16 protein-coding genes, 3 tRNA genes and 5 pseudogenes are annotated in these 24,903 nt (G+C 75.5%); 7 read left to right on the forward strand and 17 right to left on the reverse strand.

What is annotated here, in order from left to right; translation table 11 throughout:
* Positions 1-25: 25 nt before the first annotated feature.
* Positions 26-2,380: a glycoside hydrolase family 3 C-terminal domain-containing protein gene (locus F1641_RS09770; protein WP_194904766.1), complete on the reverse strand. Its 2,355-nt coding sequence runs from the start codon at positions 2,378-2,380 to the stop codon at positions 26-28.
* A gap of 76 nt (positions 2,381-2,456) precedes the next feature.
* Here F1641_RS09770 and F1641_RS09775 point away from each other — a divergent pair, with 76 nt between their 5' ends.
* Positions 2,457-3,077, forward strand: coding sequence for a TetR/AcrR family transcriptional regulator (locus tag F1641_RS09775; protein ID WP_194904767.1), 621 nt, complete (start codon positions 2,457-2,459; stop codon positions 3,075-3,077).
* Between the two features lie 64 nt (positions 3,078-3,141).
* Here the strand turns inward: F1641_RS09775 and F1641_RS09780 are convergent, their stop codons facing one another.
* The gene (locus tag F1641_RS09780) at positions 3,142-4,002 is read right to left on the reverse strand and encodes an aldo/keto reductase (protein WP_194904769.1); all 861 of its coding nucleotides are present in this window, start codon (positions 4,000-4,002) and stop codon (positions 3,142-3,144) included.
* Positions 4,003-4,145: 143 nt separating this feature from the next.
* Between F1641_RS09780 and F1641_RS09785 the strand changes: the two genes are divergently transcribed.
* The 3 genes from F1641_RS09785 (at position 4,146) to F1641_RS09795 (ending at position 4,441) form a co-directional block, all read left to right on the forward strand.
* A tRNA-Glu gene (locus F1641_RS09785) sits at positions 4,146-4,218 on the forward strand.
* 36 nt (positions 4,219-4,254) lie between these two features.
* A tRNA-Asp gene (locus F1641_RS09790) sits at positions 4,255-4,331 on the forward strand.
* Positions 4,332-4,365: 34 nt separating this feature from the next.
* Positions 4,366-4,441: transfer RNA gene (locus F1641_RS09795), tRNA-Phe, on the forward strand.
* Positions 4,442-4,474: 33 nt separating this feature from the next.
* Here F1641_RS09795 and F1641_RS09800 read toward each other — a convergent pair.
* A complete protein-coding gene (locus F1641_RS09800; RefSeq protein ID WP_194904771.1) occupies positions 4,475-6,640 on the reverse strand; it encodes a bifunctional diguanylate cyclase/phosphodiesterase in 2,166 nt (721 codons plus the stop codon).
* A 252-nt stretch (positions 6,641-6,892) separates the two neighbouring features.
* On the opposite strand from F1641_RS09800, the gene F1641_RS23150 reads away from it, so the two are divergent.
* Positions 6,893-9,319, forward strand: coding sequence for an excinuclease ABC subunit UvrA (locus F1641_RS23150; protein ID WP_194904773.1), 2,427 nt, complete (start codon positions 6,893-6,895; stop codon positions 9,317-9,319).
* Between the two features lie 106 nt (positions 9,320-9,425).
* Here F1641_RS23150 and F1641_RS09810 read toward each other — a convergent pair whose 3' ends face one another.
* Entirely contained in the window at positions 9,426-9,728 is a 303-nt protein-coding gene (locus F1641_RS09810) for a BldC family transcriptional regulator (RefSeq protein WP_194904775.1), read from the reverse strand.
* A gap of 369 nt (positions 9,729-10,097) precedes the next feature.
* Between F1641_RS09810 and F1641_RS09815 the strand changes: the two genes are divergently transcribed.
* A complete protein-coding gene (locus tag F1641_RS09815) occupies positions 10,098-10,304 on the forward strand; it encodes a DUF3073 domain-containing protein (protein WP_194904778.1) in 207 nt (68 codons plus the stop codon).
* Between the two features lie 48 nt (positions 10,305-10,352).
* Here F1641_RS09815 and purM read toward each other — a convergent pair whose 3' ends face one another.
* The 10 genes and pseudogenes from purM to purS form a co-directional block, all read right to left on the reverse strand.
* The gene (purM, locus tag F1641_RS09820; protein WP_194904780.1) at positions 10,353-11,465 is read right to left on the reverse strand and encodes a phosphoribosylformylglycinamidine cyclo-ligase; all 1,113 of its coding nucleotides are present in this window, start codon (positions 11,463-11,465) and stop codon (positions 10,353-10,355) included.
* A gap of 40 nt (positions 11,466-11,505) precedes the next feature.
* Positions 11,506-13,080, reverse strand: coding sequence for an amidophosphoribosyltransferase (purF, locus tag F1641_RS09825; RefSeq protein ID WP_194904781.1), 1,575 nt, complete (start codon positions 13,078-13,080; stop codon positions 11,506-11,508).
* Between the two features lie 26 nt (positions 13,081-13,106).
* Positions 13,107-13,394 carry a hypothetical protein gene (locus F1641_RS09830; RefSeq protein ID WP_194904783.1) on the reverse strand — a complete coding sequence of 96 codons (288 nt, stop codon included), beginning with the start codon at positions 13,392-13,394 and terminating at the stop codon, positions 13,107-13,109.
* Positions 13,391-13,768, reverse strand: coding sequence for a sterol carrier family protein (locus tag F1641_RS09835; protein ID WP_194904785.1), 378 nt, complete (start codon positions 13,766-13,768; stop codon positions 13,391-13,393). The genes F1641_RS09830 and F1641_RS09835 overlap by 4 nt, the downstream gene beginning before the upstream one ends.
* 32 nt (positions 13,769-13,800) lie before the next feature.
* A complete protein-coding gene (locus tag F1641_RS09840) occupies positions 13,801-14,607 on the reverse strand; it encodes a MerR family transcriptional regulator (RefSeq protein WP_194904788.1) in 807 nt (268 codons plus the stop codon).
* A gap of 317 nt (positions 14,608-14,924) precedes the next feature.
* Positions 14,925-17,241: pseudogene (gene purL / locus F1641_RS23810) on the reverse strand (phosphoribosylformylglycinamidine synthase subunit PurL).
* Positions 17,242-17,304: 63 nt separating this feature from the next.
* Positions 17,305-17,862 (reverse strand): SigE family RNA polymerase sigma factor, encoded by a 558-nt coding sequence (locus F1641_RS09850; protein ID WP_309225526.1) that lies wholly within the window; start codon positions 17,860-17,862, stop codon positions 17,305-17,307.
* On the reverse strand, positions 17,859-18,950 hold the full coding sequence (locus tag F1641_RS09855) for a hypothetical protein (protein ID WP_194904790.1): 1,092 nt from the start codon (positions 18,948-18,950) through the stop codon (positions 17,859-17,861). Before F1641_RS09855 ends, F1641_RS09850 begins: the two co-directional genes overlap by 4 nt.
* A gap of 96 nt (positions 18,951-19,046) precedes the next feature.
* Positions 19,047-19,748 carry a phosphoribosylformylglycinamidine synthase subunit PurQ gene (purQ, locus tag F1641_RS09860; RefSeq protein WP_194904792.1) on the reverse strand — a complete coding sequence of 234 codons (702 nt, stop codon included), beginning with the start codon at positions 19,746-19,748 and terminating at the stop codon, positions 19,047-19,049.
* Positions 19,745-20,006, reverse strand: a pseudogene (purS, locus tag F1641_RS23160) (phosphoribosylformylglycinamidine synthase subunit PurS). The gene purQ and the pseudogene purS overlap by 4 nt, the downstream one beginning before the upstream one ends.
* 62 nt (positions 20,007-20,068) lie before the next feature.
* On the opposite strand from purS, the gene F1641_RS09870 reads away from it, so the two are divergent.
* Entirely contained in the window at positions 20,069-20,737 is a 669-nt protein-coding gene (locus F1641_RS09870) for an MBL fold metallo-hydrolase (RefSeq protein WP_194904794.1), read from the forward strand.
* 69 nt (positions 20,738-20,806) lie between these two features.
* On the opposite strand, the pseudogene F1641_RS09875 reads toward F1641_RS09870, so the two are convergent.
* The 3 pseudogenes from F1641_RS09875 to F1641_RS23820 all read right to left on the reverse strand — a co-directional run bounded on the left by F1641_RS09875 (position 20,807) and on the right by F1641_RS23820 (position 24,855).
* Positions 20,807-22,272 (reverse strand): annotated as a pseudogene (locus F1641_RS09875) (MFS transporter).
* Between the two features lie 63 nt (positions 22,273-22,335).
* A pseudogene (locus F1641_RS23815) lies at positions 22,336-23,835 on the reverse strand (dihydrolipoyl dehydrogenase family protein).
* 94 nt (positions 23,836-23,929) lie between these two features.
* Positions 23,930-24,855, reverse strand: a pseudogene (locus tag F1641_RS23820) (phosphoribosylaminoimidazolesuccinocarboxamide synthase).
* Positions 24,856-24,903 lie beyond the last annotated feature (48 nt).

The raw sequence follows: 24,903 nt of genomic DNA on the forward strand, positions 1-24,903 counted from the left end.
GCGGCAGTGCTCCGGAAGCCCATGATCACGGCCGGGAGGGGGTGTTCGCCTCGGCGGCGATGCCCTCCAGCTCGGCCTCGGTCGCCGGGAAGCCCGGGAAGCGCGCCATCCGCACGAGCGGGATGGCGCGGAACATCGCGCCGTGGTCCGGGTCGTCGAGCATCCCGAGGAACCCGCCGCCGGCGCGCTCCAGGACCGACCGCAGCGCCGGGCCGGCCACCGGGTGGTCGAGCCAGGTGCTGATCTCGGCCTCGACGGCCACGGGCGGGGTGAGGTCCTCGCCGGTCACCTGCACGGCCTCGCGCAGCCGCACGTCGCGCGACGAGGCGCCCACGCGCACCTCGAACGCGCCGCCCTCGACCACCCAGCGCCGCTGCACCGGGCTCCAGTACGACAGCGCCCGGGCGTCCAGCTCGAACGACACCGTCCGCGACTGCCCCGGCTCCAGCTCCACGCGGGCGAAGGCCTTGAGCTCGGCGTCCGGCCGGGCCACCGACGCCTCGGGGTCGGCTACGTACACCTGGACCACCTCGGCCGCCGCGACGCGCCCCGTGTTGGTGACGCGCACCCCCACGCGCAGGCCCGCCGAGGCACCCGAGCCCACCACCTCGACGTCCAGCTCCTCGTAGAGGAACGCGGCGTAGGTCAGCCCGTGCCCGAAGGGGAACGAGACGGGGAGCCGCCGCGAGTCGTACCAGCGGTAGCCGATGAAGACGCCCTCGCCGTAGCGGACCACGCCGCCCTCGCCGGGGAACCCGGCGCCGAAGGCGGGGGTGTCCTCCAGGCGCTGCGGCAGCGTCTCCGCCAGCCTCCCGCTCGGGCTGACCGCGCCCAGCAGCAGGTCGGCCACCGCGGACCCGCCCGCCTGGCCCAGCAGCCAGCCCTCGAGCAGCGCCGGCACGCGGTCGGCCCACGGGTGCAGCCGCACCGCGGACCCGTTCGACAGCACGACGACGACGCTGTCGCTCACCTCCAGCAGCGCGTCGAGCAGAGCCAGCTGCTCGGCGGGCAGGTCGAGGTGCTCCCTGTCGAAGCCCTCCGACTCGTACGAGCCCGGAAGCCCCAGGAACAGCAGGACGACGTCGGCCGCGCGCGCAGCGTCCACCGCCTCGGCGCCGAGGTCCGCCGCCGAGGCGCCGGCGCTGGGCGAGCCCTCGAGCGGGTACCCGGCGGCGAAGGTCACCGAGGCGCGGTCACCGATGCCGTCGCGCAGCGCGGTGAGCGCGTCGTCGAGCCGCGTCGGCACCACCTGGGAGCTGCCGGCGCCCTGGTACCGGGGCGTGCGGGCCATCTCCCCGACGACGGCGACGACCCCGGAGCCCGGGAGCTGGAGCGGCAGCAGCGGGTCCCCGCCGTGGGAGGAGACGGGCTCGTTCTTGAGCAGCACCGCGCTGCGCTGAGCGGCCTCTCGGGCCAGCGCGTGGTGCGCTGCGGCGTCGTAGGGGCGGGGGTCCGCCAGCCCGGGCTGCGAGCGCGCCACGAGCTCCAGCACGCGGCGGGCGGCGCGGTCGACGTCGTCCTGCGACAGCCGCCCCTCGCGGACGGCGGCGAGCACCTTGGCCTCCGACGCCCCCGAGGAGCTCGGCATCTCCAGGTCGAGCCCGGCGGCCACGCCGAGCGGGCGGTCGTCGACGGCGCCCCAGTCCGAGACCACGAGGCCCTCGAAGCCCCACTCACCGCGCAGCACGTCGGTGAGCAGCCACGGGTCCTGGCTGGCGTAGGTGCCGTTGATGCGGTTGTACGAGCACATGACGGTCCACGGCTGCGCGTCGCGCACCACCCGCTCGAAGGCCGTGAGGTAGACCTCGCGCAGCGTCCGCTCGTCGACCTCCGCGGAGACGCTCATGCGGTGCGTCTCCTGGTTGTTGGCGGCGAAGTGCTTCAGCGAGGTGCCGACGCCCTGCGACTGCACGCCGCGCACGAGGGCGGCGGCCAGGTCGCCGGCGAGCACCGGGTCCTCCGAGAAGTACTCGAAGCTCCTCCCGCACAGCGGCGTGCGCTTCATGTTGACGCCCGGGCCGAGCAGGACGGCGACCCCCTCGGCCCGGCACTCCTCCCCCAGGGCGGTGCCGACGCGCTCGACCAGCTCGACGTCCCACGACGAGGCCAGCCCCGCGGCGGGCGGGAAGCAGGTGGCGGGCACGGAGCCGCCCAGGCCGAGGTGGTCGCCGTCGGTCGGCTGCTTGCGCAGGCCGTGGGGGCCGTCGGTGACCATGACGGCGGGCACGCCGTGCTCGGGCAGCCCCTGGGTGTGCCAGAAGTCGGAGCCGTCGAGCAGCGACGCCTTCTCCTGGGGCGCGAGGCGGGCGAGGACGGCGCCGACGGCGTCCTCGGTGGTCGGGGTGGGCTGCGGGGTGCCGGCGTCGTCGCGAGCGGTCATGCTGCGCAGCGTAGCGAAAACCCGACCTGTTGGTAAGTATCCTGCCCGCGCCGTCGTGACCTGCGAGGATGCCCCCATGACCACCACCCCCGACCCGCCGCAGCGCGGCTACGCCAAGGGGCGGGCCCGCCGGGAGGAGATCCTCGAGACGGCGCGCGCCCTCTTCGGCGAGGTCGGCTACCGGTCGGCGTCGCTGCGCGAGATCGCCGCGCGGTGCGGCATCTCCCACCCGGGGCTGCTGCACCACTTCCCCACCAAGGAGGCCCTGCTCGAGGCGGTCCTGGTGCGGCGCGACGCCGTGTCCGAGGAGCGCTTCGGGGTGGTGAGCGCCCGGGGCACGGCAGCGCTGCGCGCGCTGGTGGAGGTCGTGGCCGCCAACGCCGCCGAGCCGGGCGAGGTGGAGCTCTACTGCGTGCTGTCCGCCGAGGCCACCGCGCCCGACCACCCCGCGCACCGGTACTTCGCCGACCGCTACGAGGTCACGCGCGCGAGCACGCAGAGGTCGCTGCGCGAGGCCGCCGAGGACGGCGACCTGCGCGAGGGCGTCGACCCGGCGGTGCAGGCGCGGGTGCTGGTCGCGGTGATGGACGGCCTGCAGGTGCAGTGGCTGCTCGACCGCGCCGGACCGACCCCCACCGACATGCCCGCCGCCCTGCGGGCCCACCTCTCGACGCTGCTCACCCACCCCCTCCCCTGACCGCGGTCAGGGGAGGTCGGCCACCTCGACGGGTGGCCGGCCCCCCGCGACCGCGGAGGGCGGGTCAGGCGGCGGACAGGCGGTTGACCTCGTCAGCGGTCAGCACCAGCTCGGACGCCTCGGCCGACGCCCGCGCCGTCTCCGGCCGGCTCGAGCCCGGGATCGGGATGACGACGTCGCCGAGCGACAGCTCCCACGAGAGCGCCACCTGCTGCGGGCTCACCCCGCGCGCCTGCGCGACCTCCTGGAACGCCGCGTGCGAGCCGCCCAGCTCCGACGCGCTGGAGATGCCGCCGAGCGGGCTCCACGGCAGGAAGGCGATGCCGAGCTCGTTGCAGAGCTGCAGCTCCGGCAGCGACGAGCGGAAGGCCGGCGAGAACTGGTTCTGGACGCTCACGAGGCGCCCGCCGAGCACCTCGTTCGCCTCGCGGATCTGGTCGGGGTCGGCGTTGGAGATGCCGGCCATCTGGATGACGCCCTCGTCGAGCAGCTCGACGAGCGCCCCGACGGAGTCGGCGTACGGCACGGACGGGTCGGGGCGGTGGAACTGGTACAGCCCGACCGCCTCGACGCCCAGCCGCTTCGCGGACGCCCTGGCGGCCTCCTTGAGGTGCTCGGGACGGCCGTCCTGGGTCCACGAGCCGTCACCGGGGCGCAGGTGCCCTCCCTTGGTGGCCACGAGCACGCTGCTCGCGTCACCGCCCCAGGAGCGCAGGGCCTCGGCGATGAGCTCCTCGTTGTGGCCGACCTCGTTCCCGTGCAGGTGGTAGGCGTCGGCGGTGTCGACGAGCGTCACGCCGGCGTCGAGCGAGGCGTGGATCGTGGCGATCGACCGCTCGCGGTCCGGCCGCCCCTCGATGGACATCGGCATGCCCCCGAGGCCGATCTCCGAGACGGTCCGGTCACCGATGGCGCGGGTCTTCACAGGTGCAGTCCTCCTGGTGGAAGGCGCGCCCGGGAGGGCGCGCTCACCCGAGTGCCGTACCCACCTCAGACCTCCGCTATGCTCATCCACGTCCTCGACGGTCAACGTCCGTGTGAGACCTAGGACGCTCGACATGGGGGCCCGCCCTCATCGTCTAGTGGCCTAGGACACCGCCCTTTCACGGCGGCAGCACGGGTTCGAATCCCGTTGGGGGTACAGCAAGACCAGTGTCACCGGGGTGTGAGCCCCGATGGCCCCGTAGCGCAGTTGGTTAGCGCGCCGCCCTGTCACGGCGGAGGTCGCGGGTTCAAGTCCCGTCGGGGTCGCCAGTCCTCTCGAGCAGGTGCCAGCACCGGCCTGCACGGCCAGGTAGCTCAGTTGGTAGAGCGTCCGACTGAAAATCGGAAGGTCCGGGGTTCGACCCCCCGCCTGGCCACCAGCACCTCAGAGCCCTAACCAGCCAGCGCGCCGGTCAGGGCTTCGTGCGTCCCGCGCCCGCGCGGCGCCACCGCTCCAGGTCGTCGGGGGCCATCGCCGGCGCGTAGTGCCAGCCCTGCACCAGCCGCGCGCCCATCGAGCGCAGCGCCTCGGCCTGCGCGGCGTCCTCGACCCCCTCGGCCACGGCTGTCAGCCCGAGGCTGTGCGCCAGGCCGATGACGGCGGACGCCACCTCGGGGTGGCCGAGGGACAGCTCGGTGACGAAGGTCCTGTCCACCTTGAGGTGGTCGACCGGCAGCTGGCGCAGGTGCGCCAGGGAGGAGTAGCCCGTGCCGAAGTCGTCGAGCGCGATCGAGGCGCCCAGGTCGCGCAGCTGCAGCAGCCGCGCCCGGGCGGTGCGGTGGTCCTGCACGAGGGCCGTCTCGGTGACCTCGAGGCAGAGCCGGTCGGCGGGCAGGCCCGTCTCGGTGAGGACCGCGGCGACGTCGGCCACGAAGGTCGCCGTGTGCAGCTGGATCGCGGAGACGTTGACGTTGACCTTCCGCGGCGCCAGCGCGCCGAGGGTCCGGTCCCACTCCACCAGCTGCCGGCAGGCGCGGCGCAGCACGTGGAGGCCGAGGACGTCGATGAGGCCGTTCGCCTCGGCGCACCGGACGAGCGCCTCCGGCGGCACGGCGCCGCGCTCGGGGTGGTGCCAGCGGACCAGCGCCTCGACGGCGGGCAGCGCGCCGGCGTCGTCGAGGTCGAGGACGGGCTGGTAGTGCACGCCCAGCTCGTCGGAGGCGAGCGCCTCGCGCAGCTGGAGGGTCATGAGCAGCGCGTCGCGGGCCTCGTCGCGGGCCCCGGCGTCGCACAGGGCCACCTGGTCGCGACCGGCCCGCTTGGCGCGGTACATCGCGATGTCGCAGTCCTGCAGCACGTCCTCGGGGGTGCGGTGGTGCTCGGTCGCGCGGGTCACGCCGAGGCTGGCCGCGGCGGTGAAGGGCACCCCGACGAGGTCGAAGCCCTCGTGGAGCCGCTCCAGGAGGGCCTCCCCGACGCCGCGGGCGGCGCCGTCGTCGTCCACCCCGGAGGAGACGACGACGAACTCGTCGCCGCCCCAGCGGGCCACGAGGTCGTCCGGGCCCGCGGCGTCCAGGAGGCGCGCGGCGACGGCCACGAGCAGCTGGTCACCCGCCTCGTGGCCGAGGCTGTCGTTGACCACCTTGAAGTTGTCGAGGTCGAGGAAGGTGCAGGTCATCGCCGAGCTGCCCGGTGGCGCGGCGCGCAGCCGGCGGCCGATCTCCTCCACCAGGGCGGTGCGGTTGGGCAGCCCGGTCAGGCCGCAGCGCCGGGCCTGGCGGGCCAGCTCGTGCTCGAGGGCGCGGCGGTCGGTAAAGTCCTCCGCGGTCGCCACGAAGCCGGCGCCCTGCCCGGGGGTGCTCACCGGCGCCAGGCGCAGCTGCACCCAGCGCACCTGCCCGTCGCGGCGCTGCAGCCGCGCCTCGAAGCAGCGGGGCTCCCCGGCGAGCGCTGCGGTGACCTCGTCGAGCACGAGCGCGAGGTCGTCGGGGACGACGCAGCGGGTCCAGGAGGTGCCGAGCAGCTCGGACTGGGTGCGGTCGACGAGCTCGCAGAGCGCGTCGTTGACGTGGGCGAGGCGCAGGCCGGCCTCGGCGATCATGGTGGGGACGGGGCTGTGCTCGACCAGCGCGGCGAAGCGGCGCTCCTGGGCGCCCAGCTGCTCGCGGGTCGCGCGCTCGGCGTCGGTGCCCTCGGGCGCCAGGAGCAGGGTCCAGGTCTGCGCCGCGGGCGAGGGCACCGCGCGCAGGAGCAGCTCGCCGCGGTCGTCGTCCGCGCTGCGCAGCCGCACGACGGCCCGGCCGGTGCGGGTCGGGCGCAGCACGGTCGGCCGGTGCTCCCCGGGCTGGAGGGGGGCGAGGAGACGCCCTACCCGGGAGCCGACCAGGGGGCCGCTGCCGGGGACGAGCAGCTCGTCGGCGGCGCGGTTGGCCCACAGGACCTCGGCGTCCTCGAGCACGGGGGGTGCGCCGGTCGCCTGGACGACCAGGACGGCCTCGGACGCGGCCCGCGCGGCGTCGACCAGCGAGCGGGTGGTGCGCACGTGGTCCGCGGCGGCGCGCTCGTGCGCGCGCTCCAGCGGGGGGAGCGCAGCGCCGGGCGCGGCGGGCATCCGGGAGGGCAGGGCCTCGGCGCTCACCGGCGCCGGCCCGGGAGGGTGGTGCCGGGGTTCGGTGGGCTGGCTGGGGCGGTGGCGACGACGTCGAGGTGCACGTGCCCGTCCTTCCGCTCAGGGGCCTGCTGCAGGACCCCCTTCCCATCGGCCTCCCCCGGGGCGGCTTGAGCGGAACCGCCCGTGCGGCGTGCCGGGGACGTCGGAGGGCCGGTGCAGGATGTGGGCCGAGCAGCGCCGCCCGGGGAGCCGAGCGGTCCCGACCGACGGAGGTCGTCCGTGAGCACCAGTCCCCCCGCAGCCCCCACCGCAGCCCCCACCGCAGCCCCCCTCGCCGACCGGCACGACCTCATCCGCGTGGTCGGGGCCCGGGAGAACAACCTCCGCGACGTCACCGTCGAGCTGCCCAAGCGCCGCCTCACGGTGTTCACCGGCGTCTCCGGCTCGGGCAAGAGCTCGCTGGTCTTCGCGACCATCGCCGCCGAGAGCCAGCGGCTCATCAACGAGACCTACCCGGCCTTCCTGCAGGGGTTCATGCCCAGCCAGGCCCGGCCCGACGTCGACGTCCTCGAGGGCCTCACGACGGCGATCATCGTCGACCAGGAGCGCCTGGGCGCGAACCCCCGCTCCACCCTGGGCACCGCCACCGACGTCAACGCGCTGCTGCGCATCCTCTTCAGCCGGCTGGGCACCCCGAGCATCGGCTCGCCGCAGGCGTTCTCCTTCAACACCGCCACGGTGAGCGGCAAGGGCGCCGTGACCGTGGAGAAGGCCGACGGCAAGAGCGTGCAGCGCAAGAGCTTCACGGTGCAGGGCGGGATGTGCGTGCGCTGCGAGGGCCGCGGCACGGTGAGCGGGTTCGACCTCACCGCCCTGTACGACGACTCGAAGAGCATCGACGAGGGCGCCCTCACCATCCCCGGGTACTCGGTGGACGGCTGGTACGGCCGCATCTTCAAGGGGGTGGGCCTGTTCCCCACCGACGCCCCCATCCGCGACTTCACGCCCGAGCAGCTGCACGCGCTGCTGCACTCCGAGCCCACCAAGGTCAAGGTCGAGGGCATCAACCTCACCTTCACCGGGCTCGTCCCCTCTATCCAGAAGTCGTTCCTGTCCAAGGACGTCGACGGCATGCAGCCGCACGTGCGGGCCTTCGTGGAGCGGGCCGTCACGTTCACCACCTGCCCGGACTGCGGGGGCACCCGCCTGAACGAGCTGGCGCGGTCGTCGAGGGTGGCGGGGCTCTCCATCGCGCAGGTGTGCGCGATGCAGGTCAGCGACGTGGCCGCCTGGGTGCGCGAGCTGCGCGCCTCCCCCGCCTCCCGGACCGTGGCGCCGCTCCTCGACGGCCTGCAGGACACCCTGGACGCCTTCACCCGGATCGGCCTGGGCTACCTCAGCCTCGACAGGTCCTCGGGAACGCTGTCCGGCGGCGAGGCGCAGCGCGTCAAGCTCATCCGCCACCTCGGGTCGGCCCTCACCGACGTCACCTACGTCTTCGACGAGCCCACCACGGGGCTGCACCCGCACGACATCGGCCGCATGAACGAGCTGCTGCTGCAGCTGCGCGACAAGGGCAACACCGTGCTCGTGGTCGAGCACAAGCCCGAGGTCATCGCCGTGGCCGACCACGTGGTCGACCTGGGCCCGCGGGCCGGCAGCGCCGGAGGACAGGTGGTCTTCGAGGGCACGGTCGAGGGACTGCGCGCGAGCGGCACGCTCACGGGTCGGCACCTCGACGACCGCGCCCGCCTCAAGGAGACGACCAGGACGCCGACGGGCGCGGTCCAGGTCCGCGGGGCGAGCACCCACAACCTGCGCGGCGTCGACGTCGACGTCCCCCTCGGCGTGCTCTGCGTCGTGACGGGGGTCGCCGGCTCGGGCAAGAGCTCCCTCGTGCACGGGTCGCTGTCCCCGCGCGAGGGCGTGGTGACGGTCGACCAGGGGGCCATCCGCGGGTCGCGGCGCTCCAACCCGGCCACGTACACCGGGCTGCTGGAGCCGGTGCGCAAGGCCTTCGCCAAGGCCAACGGCGTGAAGCCCGCGCTGTTCAGCCCGAACTCCGAGGGCGCCTGCCCCGCGTGCAGCGGCGCCGGGGTGATCTACACCGACCTGCCGACGTCGGGCACCGTCACCACGCCCTGCGAGGAGTGCGAGGGGCGTCGCTTCATGGCGTCCGTGCTGGAGCTCACGCTGGGCGGCCCGCGGGAGGACGGCGGGCGCGACGTCGGCGAGGTGCTCGCGATGCCCGTGACCGACGCGCTGGCGTTCTTCTCCGCCGGCGCCTCCCGGGTGCCGGCCGCCGCGGCGGTGCTCGAGCGCCTGGTCGACGTGGGGCTGGGCTACCTGACGCTGGGGCAGCCGCTGACGACGCTGTCGGGCGGCGAGCGCCAGCGGCTGAAGCTGGCCGTGCACATGGGCGAGCGGGGCAGCACCTACGTGCTCGACGAGCCCACCACGGGGCTCCACCTGGCCGACGTCGCCCAGCTGCTCGGCCTGCTCGACCGGCTCGTCGACTCCGGGCGCTCGGTGGTGGTCATCGAGCACCACCAGGCCGTCGTGGCCCACGCGGACTGGGTCATCGACCTGGGGCCGGGCGCCGGGCACGACGGCGGGCGCGTGGTGTTCGAGGGGACGCCCGCGGACCTGGTCGCCGACCGGTCGACGCTGACCGGCCAGCACCTGGCCGCGTACGTGGGGGCCTGACGCCGACGGCGTCCTCGGCGTCCTCGGCCTCCTCGGCCCCCCGGACGCCGACCGCCCCGCCCCGCGGCTGCGGGACGGGGCGGCGTCGAGCGGGATCGAGCGGGTGTCAGGCGGTGGCGTCGCCGGCGGCGCGCGGCGCCGGGAGCGCGGCCTCGGCCGGGGCGACGGACTCCAGCAGCGCCATGACCTCGGCGGCGCGGTAGCGCCGGTGCCCGCCGAGGGTGCGGATCGAGGTGAGCTTGCCGGCCTTGGCCCAGCGCGTCACGGTCTTCGGGTCGACCCGGAAGAGGGCGGCGACCTCCGACGGCGTGAGCAGCGTCTGGGCGCTGGGCGCGGCGGGTGCCGGAGCGGCCTCGACAGCGGCGTCGGCGGCGAGACCCCCGGGGGAAGTGGTCTGGATCGTCGTCATGGCGTCTCCTTCGTCGTCCGGCACCGCAGCGCGGGTGCTCCACGGACGTCGTAGGAGGATCGTCCGACATGTCCGACCCGTACCGCCATAGCCCGATAGGACCATCACGGGGCCACCGCGGGTACCCCCCGAGGACCACCCGGGACCGTTCGGACAGGTCACCGCGAGGTGGTGCATCCACCCCAGCAGCACCTCAGAGCCCTCCGAACGGGCGATCCGGACCTCTCCGGCGCCCGTCGGCGACCCCCGGGTCGCCGTCAGGTGCGGCTCGACGGCGTTCGACCTGTATCGTGGAACCCATCGAGAGCCGGTAGCTCCGGGGCCGCCCACTGGGCCTGTCCCGGCACGACGCATAAGGGGGTCGACGCCATGGGGCGCGGCCGTCAGAAGGCCAAGCAGACGAAGGTCGCTCGGGAGCTGAAGTACTCCAGCCCGAACACCGACCTCACGGCGCTGCAGCGAGAGCTCGGGGGCGGTGCCCCACCTGTGTGGGCCAACCCCGAGCCGTCGTCCGAGAAGGACGACGACGAGGGGTACGACCCGTACTACGACGACTGGTCTCCGCGCTCGCGCTGACACCACGTCCAGGGCGAGCCTCCCCCCGGGGCACCCGGCCCACCGGGCTCACCGGGGGTGCTCTCCCACCAGGCGAACGCCGCCGCCGTCCACGCCCTTCGAGCCGCGGACGACGGCGGCGTCGTCGTCCCTGCGGGCGGTCACGGCACCGGCGACCCAGCTCCTGACGCCCGCGGCGCTCAGCACGGCGACGGCCTCGTCCGCCGACGAGGCGTCGACCAGTGCGACCATGCCGACGCCCTGGTTCCAGGTGCCCTCGGCGCTGGCCCTGTCGACGCCACCGACCTCGGCGAGCGCCGTGAAGACGGGCAGCGGCGTCCAGCTGGTGCGGTCGACCTCGGCGTCCAGGTGGGCCGGGAGCACGCGGGCGAGGTTCGAGGCGAGCCCGCCGCCGGTGACGTGGGAGAAGGCGTGCAGCTGCTCGCCGAGGCGGTCGGCGAGGGCCAGGCACGGGCGGGTGTAGAGCGCCGTCGGCTCCAAGAGCTCCTCACCGAGCGTGCGCCCCAGCTCCGCGACGTGGCGGTCGTACGCCCACCCGGCGTCGGCGACGATGCGCCGGACGAGGGAGTAGCCGTTGGAGTGGAGGCCGGAGCTGGCCATCGCCACGACGACGTCGCCCTCGCGCACGCGGGCGGGGCCCAGCAGCGCGTCGGCCTCCACCACGCCGGTGGCGGCGCCGGCGACGTCGTACTCGTCGGGGCCCAGCAGGCCGGGGTGCTCGGCGGTCTCGCCACCGACCAGCGCCGCACCGACCTCCTCGCACGCGCGGGCGATGCCGCCGACCACCTCGGCGATGCGCTCGGGCACCACGCGGCCGCAGGCGATGTAGTCGGTCATGAACAGGGGGCGGGCGCCGCAGACGACGAGGTCGTCGACGACCATCGCCACGAGGTCCTGGCCGATGGTGCCGTGCAGGTCGAGCGCCTGGGCCACGGCGACCTTGGTGCCGACCCCGTCGGTGCTGGTCGCGAGCAGCGGGCGGCGGTAGCCCAGGAGGGCGCTGGCGTCGAACAGCCCGGCGAAGCCACCGGCCCCGCCGACCACCTCGGCGCCCTGGGTGAGGGCCACGGCCTCGCGCATGAGGACGACGGCGCGGTCGCCCGCCTCGACGTCGACGCCGGCGGCGGCGTAGGCGGAGGGCGCGCTGGAGGTGCTGGTCACGAGGGGGCTCCTGGCGTGGAGGGGGTGGGGGGAGCGGGGGTCACTGCTGGCCGGCGGGTGCCGGCGCGGTGGAGCCCAGGTCGCCGCGGTCGAGCGCGACGCCGAGCGGGAGCTCCTCCTGGCCGCTCAGCTGGTCGCCCGGGGCGGGCTCACCGGCCAGGCGCAGCGCCGGGCGGCCCTCGTCGGGCACGCCGGCGGGGTAGGAGCCGGTGAAGCAGGCGGTGCACAGCCGTTCGGCGGGCTGACCGCTGGCGGCGACCATGCCGTCGAGGGAGATGTGGCCGAGGGAGTCGGCGCCGAGGCTGTGGCGGACCTCCTCCACCCCGAGGCCGGAGGCGATGAGCTCGGCCCGGGTGGCGAAGTCGATGCCGTAGAAGCAGGGCCACTGCACCGGTGGGGAGGAGATGCGCACGTGCACCTCGGCGGCCCCGGCCTCGCGCAGCATCCGCACCAGGGCGCGCTGGGTGTTGCCGCGGACGATGGAGTCGTCGACGACGATCAGGCGCTTGCCGGCGATGACCTCGCGCAGCGGGTTCAGCTTCAGCCGTATGCCCAGCTGGCGGATCGTCTGGTTGGGCTGGATGAACGTCCGGCCCACGTAGGCGTTCTTCACCAGGCCCTGGCCGTAGGGGATGCCCGACTCCTGGGCGTAGCCGATCGCCGCCGGCGTTCCCGACTCCGGGGTGGGGATCACCAGGTCGGCGTCGACGGGGTGCTCGCGGGCGAGGCGGCGGCCCATCTCGGCGCGGGCGGCCTGCACGCTGCGGCCGGCGATCGTGGTGTCGGGGCGCGCGAGGTAGACGTACTCGAAGACGCAGCCGCGGGGGGTGGCGGGCGCGAAGCGGGAGAACCGCAGCCCGTCGGCGTCGATGGCCACCAGCTCGCCGGGTTCGACCTCGCGCACGAACGACGCGCCGACGATGTCGAGGGCGGCGGTCTCGCTGGCGACCACCCAGCCGCGCTCCAGGCGGCCCAGGACCATCGGGCGCACGCCGTGGGGGTCGCGGGCGGCGTAGAGCGTGGTCTCGTCCATGAAGACCAGGGAGAAGGCGCCCCGCAGCAGCGGCAGCACCTCCAGGGCGGTGGCCTCCAGGGTGCGGTCGGGGTCACCGGCGAGCAGCGCGGTCACCAGCGCCGTGTCGGTGGTGTTGCCCCGGGCGACCTCGCCGGCGTCGGGCTCGCCGCGCGCCTCGGCGCGCTCGGCCACGAGGCGGCGCAGCTCGGAGGTGTTGGTGAGGTTGCCGTTGTGCGCCAGCGCCACGGTGCCGGCGGCGGTGGCGCCGAGGGTCGGCTGGGCGTTCTCCCAGCGGCTGGCGCCGGTGGTCGAGTACCGCGTGTGGCCGATGGCCACCGAGCCCTTCAGCGCCTCGAGCGACGCCTCGTCGAAGACCTGGGACACGAGTCCCATGTCCTTGTACACGAGGATCTGCTCACCGCTGCTCGCAGCGATGCCGGCGCTCTCCTGGCCGCGGTGCTGCAGCGCGTAGAGACCGAAGTAGGTGAGCCGCGCGACGTCCTCGCCGGGGGCCCAGACACCGAAGACGCCACAGGCGTCTTGCGGGCCCTTCTCACCGGGGAGGAGGTCGTGGCTGAGTCGTCCGTCGGGCCGGGCCACGCGTCCATGGTCCCACAGCCCGGGAGTCAGTCGTGCGGCCGAGACCGCCGGTCGAGGACGATGCCGGCGACGACGGACGCCAGCGCACCCACCAGAGCACCGCCGAGACCGAGCGCGACCACCAGGTAACCCAGCGCAGCGGCGTAGCCGTACTCGCTGGCCGGCTCGCTGTAGGTCAGCACCAGGGCCACGAGTGCGCCCAGCACCGCTCCCCCGACGATGAAGACGCCGTACCGGGGGCTGCGGCGCACGGTGACCCGGCGCGGCGGCTCGGGCCGCCGGCCCGGGTGCTCGCCGGGGTGCTGCTCGCTCACGCGGCGCTCGCCGGGACGAGGGGCAGCAGCGAGGAGAGGTCGGCGCGACCGCCGCTGGCTCGGACCCGCCCGGCGGACACGGCCTCGGCCCAGGTGAGGTCTCCGGCGGCCAGCGAGAGCCAGGTGGCGGCGTCGGTCTCGACGACGTTCGGCGGGGTCCCCCGGGTGTGCCGCGGCCCCTCCACGCACTGGACCACGCCGTGGGGCGCGACCCTCACCTCGACGCTGTGCCCCGGGGCGCGCTCGGCGAGGTCCTCGAGGGTGGAGCGGACGGCGGTGGCGGTGGTGGCTCGGTCGGCGGCGGCGGGGTCGGCGCGCCAGCGGGCGAGCGCCTCGCGGCCGGCCGCGGGGTCGGTGCGACGACGTGCAGGCACCCGCCCATCCTCCCACCGCGCCGCGCGCCGTCTCACAGGAGACGCAGGAGGGGTGACGCCGAGCACAGGTCCGCCGAGAGGAGGAGCCGCACCGGCCCCGGGACGCCCCAGCCCCGGCGCGACGCCGACCCGACCAGCTCGTCGAGGACGCCACCGCGGCCGAGGAGCGCCTGGGGACCGCCGACGTCGAGCGCCTCGAGGAGACCGGCGGGCGTCCCGGTCACGGTCCACGAGCCCCGCTCCTCCGCGGGCGGGCGTCCGGCCGGCGCAGGCCCCGGAGGCAGCGGGAGCAGCAGCGCCCGGAGGTCCGCAGGAGCTCCGTCGGCGCCGTGGAGCACCGAGACGGCGGGCCCGGCCAGCAGCTCGGCGTCCGACTCCCACCGGGGGAGCTGGTCGACCCCGCACGCGAGGCGCGCGGCCAGGTCTCGCCGCGCCGCGCGGGCGCAGGCGACCAGCTGCTCGGCGGTGGTGCGCTCGGGCAGCGGCACGACCTCCACCGCCGTCCGCTCGACCCAGCAGCGCCAGGCGCCACCGCGCACCGGCAGGTGCTCCCGCGCCTGGCCGATGAGCCCCTGCACCGCGGCGAGGTGCTCCTCGACGGCGTCGCGGTCCTGGCTCGCCACCACCGCGGCAGCCCGGCTGGCGCTCATGCCGGACCCCACGAGCGCCGCCAGGAGCCGCCCCGGCCCCAGCTGGTCCGCCCCGTAGCGACGGCGTCCTCGTGGGTCCGTCGACGACGGCGCGAAGACACCGCGTTCGCGGTGCTTCCGCAGGACGTCGGGCCGGATGCCGGTCAGGCGGCTGAAGTCGGCGGCGGCGTAGCCGGGTCCGGGGAGCACGGGGCGATCCTGCGGGCGGATCGAGGACGGTGTCCCCCTGAGCACGGGCCCTGTGGACGAGCCCGCGCGCGACGGCGCCTGTGGGCGGACCGACCGTCCACAGGCGCAGCCCGAGGGCCGGACGCTGTCCGCATCCGCCGAGGAGGACGCCCCCGGCGGCTGCGGTCGAACGGACTCACCGTCGTGGGACGCGGTGGCCCGGCCGAGAGCCGGCTGGAGGCCTGCTCCGTCACGGGGGCCGGGCGACCGGTGCGGACGGGTGCGGACGCCGTCCGCTGCTGCTCCCCGGCCTGTGGACGGCCGGGGAGCAGCGGACGTCAGGAGCCGAAGGCGGCGGGCAGCGTGCCGGTGTGGGTGGCGCGCAGCTCGGCGAGCGGCAGCGAGAACAGCGGGAGTCGTCGGCGGAGACGTCGAGGGACGTCGCCTCGCCGTCGGCCTCCACGCCGTCGGTCACGCCGATGCGCAGGTGCGCGACGCCGCGGGCGGTGCACATGTCGGTGAAGCGCACCTCCTCCTCGCGGGGGACGGCGCACAGGACGCGGCCGGCCGACTCGCTGAACAGCGCGGTGGCGACGTCGACGCCGTCGCGCTCGCACAGCTCGCCGAGCCACACCCGGGCGCCGACGCCGCGGCGCAGGCACCCCTCGACCAGGGCCTGGGCGAGGCCGCCCTCGGACAGGTCGTGGGCGGCGTCGACGAGGCCGTCGCGGGAGGCGTTGACCAGCACCGAGCCGAGCACCTTCTCGTGCGCGAGGTCGACCGCCGGCGGCAGCCCGCCGAGGTGCTCGTGCACGACCCAGGCCCACTCGGAGCCGGAGAGCTCCTCACGGGTGGCGCCGAGCAGGAACAGCTGCTGGCCGGGCAGGGCCCAGCCCGAGGGGGTGCGGCGGGCGACGTCGTCGATCACGCCGAGCACGCCGACGACCGGCGTCGGGTGGATCGGCTCGCTGCCGGTCTGGTTGTAGAAGCTGACGTTGCCGCCGGTCACCGGGACGCCGAGCTCGGCGCACGCGTCGGCCAGGCCCGTCACGGCCTCGGAGAACTGCCACATCACGCCCGGGTCCTCGGGGGAGCCGAAGTTCAGGCAGTCGGTGACCGCCAGCGGCGTCGCCCCGGCGGTGGAGACGTTGCGGTAGGACTCCGCGAGGGCCAGCTGGGCGCCGGCGCGCGGGTCGAGGTGGGCGAAGCGGCCGTTGGCGTCGAGGGAGACGGCGACGCCGAGGCCGGTGGACTCGTCGACGCGGGACCACGCCGGCGTCGTCGGGCATGGCCAGGGCGGTGTTGCCGAGGACGTACCGGTCGTACTGGTCGGTGACCCAGGCGCGGCTGCAGAGGTTGGGCGAGCCGACCAGCTGCAGCACCTGGGCGCGGACCTCGTCACCGGTGGTGGGGCGCGGCAGCGCCTCGGCCGGGTCGGCCTGGAGCACGTCCATGTCGGCGGGGCGGGCCCAGGGGCGCACGTAGACCGGGCCCTCGTGGGCGACGGTGCGCGGGGGGACGTCGACGACGGTCTCGCCGTGCCAGGTCACCTGCAGGCGACCGGTGTCGGTGACCTCGCCGATGACGACCGCCTCGACCTCCCACCTCGTGGTGATGGCCAGGAAGGCCTCGAGGTGGGCCGGCTCGACGACGGCCATCATGCGCTCCTGCGACTCGCTCATGAGGACCTCCTCCGGGCGCAGGGAGGGGTCGCGCAGGGGCACCTCGTCGAGGCGGATCGCCATGCCGCCGTCACCGGCGGAGGCCAGCTCGGAGGTGGCGCAGGAGAGCCCGGCGCCGCCGAGGTCCTGGATGCCGGCGACGACGCCGGCGTGGAAGAGCTCCAGGCAGCACTCGATGAGCAGCTTCTCGGCGAACGGGGTCGCCGACCTGCACCGCGGGGCGCTTGGAGGGGCCGCCGTCACCGGGGGTCCCGTCGAAGGTCTCCGAGGCGAGCACCGAGACGCCGCCGATGCCGTCGCCGCCGGTGCGCGAGCCGAACAGCACCACGAGGTTGCCCTCGCCGGTGGCGTTGGCCAGGTGGATGTCCTCGTGGCGCATGGTGCCGACGCAGAGGGCGTTGACCAGGGGGTTGCCCTGGTAGACGGAGTCGAAGACGACCTCGCCGCCGATGTTGGGCAGGCCCAGGCAGTTGCCGTAGCCGCCGACGCCGGCGACCACGCCGGGGACGACGCGGGCGGTGTCGGGGTGGTCGATCGCGCCGAAGCGGAGCGAGTCCATGACCGCCACGGGGCGGGCGCCCATCGCGAGGATGTCGCGGACGATGCCGCCGACGCCGGTGGCCGCGCCCTGGTGGGGCTCCACGTAGCTGGGGTGGTTGTGGCTCTCGACCTTGAAGGTGACGGCCCAGCCGTCGCCGACGTCCACGACGCCGGCGTTCTCACCGATGCCGACGAGGAGCTTCTCGCGCATCTCGTCGGTGGTCTTGGTGCCGAACTGGCGCAGGTGCGTCTTGGAGGACTTGTAGGAGCAGTGCTCGCTCCACATCACCGAGTACATCGCCAGCTCGCACGTCGTGGGACGGCGGCCGAGGGCGGCGCAGATGCGCTCGAACTCGTCGTCCTTCAGACCCAGCTCGCCGTAGGGTAGCTCGTGGTCAGGGGTCGCAGCGGCGTGGTCCACCGTGTCGAGCAGGCTCACGGGGCAGAGCCTAGTGAAGCGGGAGCAGTGCCCGGGACGCCGCTGGTCGCGGCGCCCTCAGCGGACGGGTCGGGGGTCCTCGCCGCCGAGGACGCCGTCGCGGCGCAGGGCGGCGAGGCCGCGGGCGGCGCTGCTGCGCACCGTGGCGGGGGCCATGCCGAGGAGGTCGGCGATCTCCGCGTCGGGCACCTGCTCGTAGTACCGCAGCACCAGCACCGCCCGGTGGCGCGCGGGCAGGCGCCGCAGGGCCGTGAGCAGGGCGTCGCGGTCGCCGCGCTGCGTGGCGCCGTCGTCCAGCGCACCGGCGCCCTCCTCGGGCAGCTCCGCGGGCTCGACGGCGCGCTCGCGCCGGGTCGAGGCGCGCCGCCAGAACGACATCGCCTGGTTGACCAGCATCCGGTTGACGTAGGCGGCCGGGTCGGTGGCGGCGCTGACGCGGTCCCAGCTGACCAGCGCCTTGGCGAGCACCTCCTGGACGAGGTCCTCCGCGTCGGACTCCGAGCGCACGAGGCCGCGGGCCATCGAGAGCATCGGGCCGCTGCGGGCGGCCACCAGCTCCTCGAAGCCCGCGGCGTCGGCGGCGCGGGGCCGCCGGAACAGGGAGGTGGTGCTCACGGCGCCCGCGCCGGGATGGTGCTGGTGCCGCCGGTGGCCCGCTCCAGGGCCGTGCGGGCGGTGTCGACGAGCTGGTCCAGGGCGGTCTGCGCGTCGGGGGCGTCGGAGGTGACCTGGAGCTGCACCAGCACGGCGCCGTGCACGAGGAGCACCTGGAGGACCGGCGAGCCCTGGCCGGAGGTCGAGGCGAGCACCAGCGCCTCACCACCGACCGGCGTCACCGGGGCCGCGTCGAGCGCGGTGGTGGGTCCGGTGCCCTCGAGGCCGGCCCCGGTGCACGCCGGGAGCTGGGCCGCGACCCGCGCGAGGGCCTGGGGGCCCTCGGCGTCGCTCGGCAGGGTCGCGACGCGCTCGACCAGGCCCGGGGGCTCGACGGCGTCCGCGGGCAGCGACGCCGGGTCGGCGGTGAGGTCCGCGCGCCACAGCGAGACGGGCGCGAGCGAGCCGGCGTCGCCCTCTGCGCAGGCGGTCAGCGGCAGCTGCTGCCCGGTCTCGTCGCTGGTGCCCGCGTCCTGCACCGGCGCGGCGAAGGCCGTGACGTCAGCGGCGGTGAGCAGCGACGCGGCTCCAGCCGTCGAGGCGTCGTTGAAGGTCTCCGCCCCCGAGGCGGCGTCAGGCACCCCGTAGGTGCCGGACCCCTGCAGGGTCTGCGGCCCTGCCGCCTCCCCCGCAGCGGGAGCGGACGCGGCGGCGCTGTCCGCGGAGCTCCCCGCCGCGGACCCGCCACTGGCGCTCTCGTTCATCGCGCCGAGCTGCGGCAGCACCAGGCCCCCGAGGGCGATGACGACGGCGGCCGCCGCCGCGGCTCCCGCGAGCGCGCCCGCCTGGCGGCGGCGGTGCAGCCGGGCGGCCCGGCGCTCGACGCCCGCCAGGAACGAGGCCGGGACGGGGCGCGGGGCGGGGCGCGCACCCGGCGGGCGCCCGCCGGCGGAGCCGTCGGGGGCCGTGCCCTCGCCGTCGTCGTCCTGCGGGGCGCCGAGGGCCGCGCGCAGGGCGCGCGCGACGTCGCGGTCAGCGCCGTCGGAGCCGGCGGGGTCGTCGTCGCGGCGTCCTCCGGTGCCGCCGGAGAGGTCTGTCGGGCCGTTCACGCGACTAGGACGCGCTCGCCGGGCTCACCGTGGCAGCCCGCGGTCCACCGGTGCCGCCTCACCCGTCCGGAGCAGCCGGCCGCAGCGCGACCGGGGTCAGGCGCTGGCGAGCGCCGTCAGCACCGAGGTGAAGAACCCCAGGCCGTCGGTGCCGTCGCCGCTGGCGCCGCCGCCGTGCTCGGTGGGCCCGTAGCCCGGCTCGGTGGCGTGCTCGGGGTGCGGCATGAGGCCCACCACGCGGCCGGAGGCGTCGCGCACCCCGGCGATGTCGCGCCGGGAGCCGTTGGGGTTGCCGCCGAGGTAGCGGAAGACCACGCGGCCCTCGCCCTCGAGCTCGTCGAGGGTGCGCTCGTCGGCGTTGTAGCCGCCCTCGCCGTTCTTCAGCGGGACGACGATCTCCTGGCCGGTCTCGAACGCCGAGGTCCAGGCCGTGGAGGCGTCCTCGACGCGCAGGCGCTGGTCGCGGCAGACGAACGTGCGCACGTCGTTGCGCACGAGCGCGCCGGGCAGCAGGCCGGCCTCGCAGAGCACCTGGAAGCCGTTGCAGATCCCGAGGACGGGCATGCCGGCGCGAGCGGCCTCGACCACGGGGCCCATGACGGGCGCGATGCTGGCGATGGCGCCGGCGCGCAGGTAGTCGCCGTAGGAGAACCCGCCGGGCAGGACCACGGCGTCGACACCGCGCAGGTCGGCGTCGGCGTGCCACAGGGCCACGGCCTCACCGCCACCGCGGACCACGGCGCGGGCGGCGTCGCGGTCGTCGAGGGTGCCCGGGAAGGTGACGACGCCGATCTTCATGCGCCGGCCGCGTCGGCGTCGGTGACGCTGACGACGTCCTCGATGACCGGGTTGGCGAGCAGCTGCTCGGCGGCCTTGCGCGCCTGGGCGAGGACCGCCGGCGTCACCGGCCCCTCGACCACCAGCTCGAACCGCTTCCCCTGCCGCACGTCGGTGAAGCCCTCGAGGCCCAGCCGGGGCAGTGCGGCGGAGACCGCCTTGCCCTGGGGGTCGAGGATCTTCCGGCTTGGGCATGACCTGGACCAGCACGCGTCCCACGGGGGAGAGCCTAGGGGGTGCCGCGGGGGTGCGACGACGCGCCCGCGGAGCAGGATGTCGGCATGCGGATCTCCCACCTCGGACACGCCTGCCTGCTGGTCGAGGCGGCCGGCACCCGCGTGCTGGTCGACCCCGGCACCTTCTCCACCGGCTGGGAGGAGCTGACCGACCTCGACGCCGTGCTCGTGACCCACCAGCACCCCGACCACGTCGACGTCGAGAAGCTGCCCGCGCTGCTGGAGGGCAACGACGGCGCGCTGCTGCGCGCCGAGCCCGAGACGGCCGCCTCGCTCGCGGGCTCCGGCCTCGGGGCGGACGGCGACGTCGACCTCGCGGCGCTCCACCCGGGCGACGTGCTGCAGCTGGGCGCGGTCACCGTGCGCGCCGTCGGGGGCCGCCACGCCAGCATCCACGCGGAGGTGCCGCGGGTGGGCAACACCGGCCTGGTCGTCAGCGCGCCCGGAGAGCCCGTGCTGTTCGTGCCCGGCGACGCCTACGACACGACCCCCGAGGGCGTCGACGTGCTGGCGCTCCCCCTCAACGCCCCGTGGGCGACGTCGGCGATGACGGTCGACTTCCTGCGCGCGGTGGCCCCGAGCACCGCGGTGGTGCCGGTGCACGACGCCCTGCTCTCCCCGGCGGGCCGGCGGGTGTACCTGAGCAACCTGGCGCGGCTCTGCGGCGACGTGGACGTCCGCGACGACGGCGGCCACGGCACCCACGAGCTCTGACCCGCCCCACCCCCCGTGATCATGGGCGTCCGCCACCTCCGGGGTGGCGGACGCCCATGATCACCGAGGTCAGGGCGACGAGGAGGAGGCTCCGAGGGGGTCGGCGACGTCCTCCAGGGCCTTGTTGTCGGCGTCGACGCCGATCACGGCCTCGACGATCCCGGCGCCGATCATCAGCGCGGCCCCCAGGTAGTAGCCCAGCGCCACCATCGAGACCTGCTCGGTCTCGACCAGGCGCCCGAAGAGCACGGGGCCGATGATGCCGCCGATGCCGGTGCCCACGCGAAGTAGAAGGCGATCGCCATCGCCCGGGTCTCCATCGGGAAGATCTCGCTCACGGTCAGGTACGCCGACGACGCCCCCGCGGAGGCGAGGAAGAACACCACCGTCCAGCACGCCGTGAGCCCCCAGGCCGAGAGCGACCCGGACTGGAACAGCAGCGCGGTGCCCACCAGGAGCACGCCCGACCCGACGTACGACAGCGTGATCATCTTCCGCCGGCCGACGGTGTCGAAGAAGCGCCCCAGCAGCAGCGGACCGAGGAAGCTGCCGAGCGCCAGCGGGATGATGTAGAGCCCCGTCCTGGCGCTGTCGACGTCGAAGAACGTGCCCAGCACCAGGCCCTGGGTGAAGTACACGGCGTTGTAGAGGAACGCCTGGCCGATGAACAGGCTCAGCCCCAGCACCGAGCGCTTGCGGTAGGTGCCGAAGACCGCGCGCACCACCTCGGAGATCCTCACCGGCGGCCGCTCGGTGATCTCGAGCGACCGGCTGCGGTCGACCTCGGGGAGCGCTCCCTCCTCCCGCTCGACGGTCCGCTCGACGTCGCTGACGATGCGCTCGGCCTCCTCGTGGCCGCCGTGCAGGCTCAGCCAGCGCGGGCTCTCCGGCACGTGGCGCCGCACCAGCAGGACGACGAGCCCGAGCAGCGCCCCGGCGCCGAACGCGAGCCGCCAGCCCAGCGAGGCGGGGAGGATCCCCTCGTCGAGCAGCACCAGCGTCAGCGCGGCACCGGCGGCGCCGCCGATCCAGTACGAGCCGTTGACGAGCAGGTCGATGCGGCCGCGCAGACGGGCCGGCATGAGCTCGTCGATGGCGGAGTTGATCGCCGAGTACTCCCCGCCGATGCCCGCCCCGGCCAGGAAGCGCCACAGGAAGAACATCCACGCCTCGGTGGCGGTCGCGGTCATCGCCGTGGCCCCGAGGTAGACCAGCAGCGTGATCATGAAGAGCTTCTTGCGGCCGTACCGCTCCGTCAGCACCCCGAAGAACAGCGCCCCGAGGCAGGCGCCGGCCACGTAGACCGCCGCGGCGACGCCGATGTCGCCCGCGGTCAGCGAGATCCCGCTGCCCTCCTCGGTGAGCCTGTCGGACAGCGCCCCGACCAGGGTCACCTCGAGGCCGTCGAGGATCCACACCGTGCCGAGCCCGACGAGGATCCTGACGTGCCAGGGCGACCAGGGCAGCCGGTCCAGGCGCGCGGGCAGGTCCGAGCGGAAGGTGCGCCCCCGCGAGGAGGCCGACGACGTCGTCACGGCGGAACTGTGGACCCGCGCCGACCGCCCCGCACCCCGGAGCCCGCCCGCCGTCCGGGGGGCTCAGAGGCCGTACGACTCCAGCAGCCGCAGCCACACCTCGCTGGTGGTCGGGTAGCTCGGCACCGCGTGCCACAGGCGCTCCAGCGGCACCTCGCCGACCACGGCCACGGTCGCGGAGTGCAGCAGCTCGGCGGTGTCCTGCCCCACGAAGTGACGCCGACGACCACGCGCCGGTCCTCGTCGACGACCATGCGCGCCCAGCCGGTGTACCCGTCGGCGTAAAGCGCCGAGCCGGCGACGGCGATGTCGAGGTCCACCGCGCGGGTGCGCAGCCCGGCGTCGCGCGCCTGGTCGGCGGTCAGGCCGACGGCGCACACCTCGGGGGTCGGTGAAGACCACCTGGGTCACGGCGCGCTTGCTGCGCCGTCGTCGCGTGGGCGCCCCACGCGCCCGTCCTGCACGGCCTCCCCCTTCGCGCGGGCGGCGATGACGTCGCCCACGGCGCGCGCGACGTACTTGCCCATGTGGGTGAGCGGGGCGTCGCCGGTGACGTCGCCGGCGCCCGTACAGCCACGGCGCGCCGTCCGAGCCCTGGTCCAGACCGGTGGCCGCGCCGGTGGTGTCGACGGCGAGCGCGGCGTCGGTGGGCAGGCCGAGGCCGTCGAGCCCGACGTCGCCCGTGGCGGGGCGCCGGCCGGTGGCCACCAGCAGCTCGTCGGCGGTGACCTCGGAGCCGTCCTCGAGCACGAGGGTCACGGGGCCGCTGTCCGCCGTCGCGGCTGACGCGCACCGCCTTCGCGCCCTTCCGCACGTCGACGCCGTCCTCCGCGAGCGCGTCGGCGACGAGCTCGCCGGCGCGCTCCTCGAGCTTGCCGAGCAGCGTGGAGGAGGCCACCAGGGTCACCCGCGAGCCGAGGCGCGCGAAGGCCTGCGCCAGCTCGCAGCCGACCACCCCCGCGCCGAGCACCACGAGGCTGTCGGGCACCCGTGCGGCGGAGGTGGCCTCGCGGCTGCCCCAGTGGGGCGCGTCGGCCAGGCCCTCGACCGGCGGGACCGACGGCGTGGACCCGGTGGCGACGACGACGGCGCGGCGGGCGGCCAGCGGGACGACCGAGCCGTCGGCGGTGGTGACCTCCACCCGCCGCTCCCCGGCCAGGCGCCGTGGCGCGGACCACCGCGATGTCGGCGCCGACGGCCCACTCGACCTGGCTGCGATCGTCGTACCCCGAGGTGAAGGAGTCGCGCCGGGCGAGGACGGCGGCCACGTCGACGTCGCCCGTCACCGCCTGCTGGGCCCCCGGGACCCGGCGCGCGGCCGCGAGGGCCTGCGTGGGCGATCAGCGCCTTGGAGGGCATGCAGGCCCAGTAGGAGCACTCCCCGCCGAGCAGCTCGGCCTCGACCAGCACCGCCGACAGCCCGCCGCGGACGGCGCGCGCCGCGACGTTCTCGCCCACCGGGCCGCCGCCGATGACGACGACGTCGACCTCACCGACCTCGGTCGCGGGGGTGGTGCGCTCGTCGGGGGTGTGCAGGTCACGGGCGTGCGACGGCGTGGGCATGCCCAGCACGCTGCCACGCCCGGCAGCGGCGCGGCACGTCGTGCGCGACCCGCCCGTGGGCCCTCCCGCCGGGCGGGTCGGCGGCGTCGCCCGGTCAGCCCCAGCGGCGGCCGGTGATCCGCTCGTACGCCTCGACGTAGCGTCGCGCGTTGCGCTCGACCACGTCGTCGGGCAGGGCGGGCGGCGGCTCGCGGAGGCCCGCGACCAGCCGGAGGCGTCGGAGGTGAGCCAGTCGCGCACGTACTGCTTGTCGAAGCTCGGCTGCGCCCGGCCCGGGGCCCAGCCGTCGGCGGGCCAGAAGCGGGAGGAGTCGGGGGTGAGCAGCTCGTCGCGAGCACGAGCGCGGCGGGGTCGGCCGGGTCCGCGGCGGGGTCGAGGCCGAACTCGACCTTGTGTCGGCGAGCAGCACCCCCCGCTGCTCGGCCAGCTCGGCGGCGCGGGCGTAGAGGCCGAGGGTGGTCTCGCGCAGCTGGGCGCCCCGCTCGCGCCGACCAGGGCGGCGACGCCGGCCTCGTTCACGGGCTCGTCGTGCAGGCCGACGGCGGCCTTGGTGGTCGGCGTGAACAGCGGCGCGCGCAGGCGGTCGCCGTCGCGCAGGCCCTCCGGCAGCTCGACGCCCGCCAGGGAGCCGGTGGCGCGGTACTCCTCGAGGCCGGAGCCGGTGAGGTAGCGCGGGCGATGCACTCCACGGGGAGCATGTCGAGGCGCTGCACCACCATCGCGCGGCCGGCGACGGCGTCGGGCACGCCGGCGGCGGCGTCGGCGCCCACGACGTGGTGGCGCACCAGGCCCCAGCCCTCCAGCTGCTCGAACCACCACAGGCTCAGCGCGGTGAGCAGCGCCCCCTTGCCGGGGACGGGCGTCGACAGCACGTGGTCGTAGGCGCTGATGGTGTCGCTGACGACGACGAGGAGCCGGTCGTCACCGGCGGCCGCCCCCTCCGCGGGGGACGCGGGCGCGCCGTCCGGGCGCGTAGAGCTCGCGCACCTTGCCGGCGTGGACGAGGTGCCAGCCCGGCAGCTGCTCCTCGGTGCTCCCGGTGCCCGGTGCTCCCGGTGCTCCCGGTGC

Source organism: Quadrisphaera sp. INWT6 (genome assembly GCF_015390235.1).
In the GTDB taxonomy this organism is placed as follows: Bacteria; Actinomycetota; Actinomycetes; order Actinomycetales; family Quadrisphaeraceae; genus Quadrisphaera.

Excerpts from the sequence above, each read along its gene's own strand:
- F1641_RS09810 (WP_194904775.1), bottom strand. The coding sequence starts at position 9,728 with ATGACGACGATCCAGACCACTTCCCCCGGGGGTCTCGCCGCCGACGCC.
- F1641_RS09870 (WP_194904794.1), top strand. The coding sequence starts at position 20,069 with ATGCGGATCTCCCACCTCGGACACGCCTGCCTGCTGGTCGAGGCGGCC.
- F1641_RS09775 (WP_194904767.1), top strand. The coding sequence starts at position 2,457 with ATGACCACCACCCCCGACCCGCCGCAGCGCGGCTACGCCAAGGGGCGG.
- F1641_RS09770 (WP_194904766.1), bottom strand. The coding sequence starts at position 2,380 with ATGACCGCTCGCGACGACGCCGGCACCCCGCAGCCCACCCCGACCACC.
- F1641_RS09815 (WP_194904778.1), top strand. The coding sequence starts at position 10,098 with ATGGGGCGCGGCCGTCAGAAGGCCAAGCAGACGAAGGTCGCTCGGGAG.
- purQ (WP_194904792.1), bottom strand. The coding sequence starts at position 19,748 with ATGAAGATCGGCGTCGTCACCTTCCCGGGCACCCTCGACGACCGCGAC.